At 41.5% G+C, this 2,044-nt stretch carries 2 protein-coding genes; both read right to left on the bottom strand.

What is annotated here, in order from left to right; genetic code table 11:
- Nucleotides 1-352: 352 nt before the first annotated feature.
- Complete coding sequence (locus AC0CYZ_RS05020) at nucleotides 353-895, bottom strand: hypothetical protein (RefSeq protein WP_472212944.1); 543 nt, start codon at nucleotides 893-895, stop codon at nucleotides 353-355.
- 829 nt (nucleotides 896-1,724) lie between these two features.
- On the bottom strand, nucleotides 1,725-2,044 hold a 320-nt coding region (locus AC0CYZ_RS05015; protein ID WP_472212942.1), incomplete at its 5' end, for a hypothetical protein.

The raw sequence follows: 2,044 nt of genomic DNA, 5'->3' as shown, positions 1-2,044 counted from the left end.
TAGACTTTGTTGTTTGGATGGGAGTAGTATATTGGGTAGTATCCGTAGTGTATGTCAAGTTTGTATGTGTATAAAGAGAGGTGATTGTATTTGTATTTCATATGGTATGGAATATATTGCATAGTACTATGTAATCTACTATATGGTATAGTAGTACGCATTCCAATGTATTGTATAGTATTCAACATACTGTATTTGTATTTCATGTAATAGATAGTACATTTACGTATTCTACTATTTGGTATAGTATTTAACCTAGTATGTATGCTAGCTATAATACTGTATCTATACCTAAATGTATATCTAAGGTAGTATTTAGTAAAATACTGTTTTTTTACTTGGCGATTTGTGGTCAATCCACATTTGGTTTGTCTTGGAGCATGCGGGTTGGGTTTACTACCCCGGTAAGTTGTTGCATCCCGGTAAGTGCTAGGGCCAAAGTAGTTTGAATGTCCACCATTTGTTGTTTGAGCTTATCGTTGATGTTGTCCGCGTAGATATGGGCTTCTTTGACTATGTCATCTTTTAGGACTTTCATCTCTTTGTTTAGTTCAATTTTGAGCTTCTTGTTACCCTCTTCGATCGCCTCCTTCATGATGGAGAAGACGTCGCTCTTGGTGGCGCTTGTCTCCCCTTGACTTTGGTTTTGTATTGCCTCTATAGTATTCACCAAACAAGTATTAGTATCGTTAAATCCAAATTTTTCTAACAATGCTTTGGGGGGCTTTTCGCTTCCCTCTAGACTTCTACGATGCGGTGTAACTTCAACATGGTAGACTCCAATTTTGATTTCCTTTCCTACAAATTGCCGGTACACATACGGGTTAAGACATTCGACGTTAGCACTTCCATTATGCCTCACCCCGTCTTGTTTATGAAACCAAATGCTTACCACGTTTTTAGTCCCCAAAGCCTTGCAAATTTCAAGAGAGGTTGTATCAATGCAATGAGTATAGGAAGATTGTAAAGGGTGAGGGTAAGAGCCTCTTTCCTTTGCTTTTGCTCGAGAGTGATAGTTGGCCCCTTCTTCATTTGGCCCTCCAAAATCTCGTGGTGCGTAGAAACGTGTAGCTCTTGGATCTTCTTGGCTTGAAGAGGAGTGGGTGCAACTATATAGGCATGATTTTGGGATGTGCTCTTTTGCACATCAACCACCTCAAAATCATGCCCCCGCCTAAAACTATTTTCAAGCACATCACAAAAAAGGGCATAAGGGGAGATTCCTAGCAATGTATCACTCGTGATCTTGACGGATAGATTATTGTTTCTAGCAATAGCATGATAAGATTTGCATACTTTCCCTAGAGTGCTCAAGTGCGGGAGAGGGTCAAGTTGAAGAATAAAAGGCCTTAGTCCTTTGAGCATAGCAATTCCGTCTCTTTCGGGGTGGAGTAGGTGCAATTTGATGATGCCCGCCCATACTCCTTTCTCTCCTCCTTTTTTGACACTCATACACAAAATGGAAATTGGCTCGATAAGGTTAGTACCAAGGGGGATATTCATGAACTCTAATCTATTCTTCACAAGTTCCTTCACATGGTTGTGAAGGAGGGGAGTGTTAGGTAGTTGGAAGTGAATTGAAATTTGAAAGTCCAAAGATAAGCAAGTAGATGGGTCAATGGGAATTTCGGAAGGTACTTGCGTGAGATTGTAATGTTGTCCGGGAATGCCATCCATTCTTTTGTTGGGATATAGCAATTGAGGAATGCGGGGGAAGGAAACACTTACTTGCTCAAGTTCGGTGGCTTCGACTTTGGAAATTCCCTAGTTATCCTATCCGCAATTGTTTCTTCGTAGAAGAGAGGTTCTTGTCCATTCTCTATTGCCAATTTCTCCATAGTTTCAAAACCTAGCCATAACTTTAATTTTGGATTAGGTGAGCTTACCGTGACATGCACCCCGGTTTTGGGAGAGGTTACCTTTGGAGAATTTTCGGGAAGAGAGGCCCCGGCCCGGTCTCTGGACCGTTTCCCACTTGCTGCGGCTCTCTTGGCCTTCTCGGTTAGGAGCTTCTGGAGGCTTACAGAAGGAGAGTCGAGCTCCA

It is taken from the genome of Actinomycetospora sp., assembly GCF_055612215.1.
This window is presented reverse-complemented; position numbering and strand designations above follow the sequence as displayed.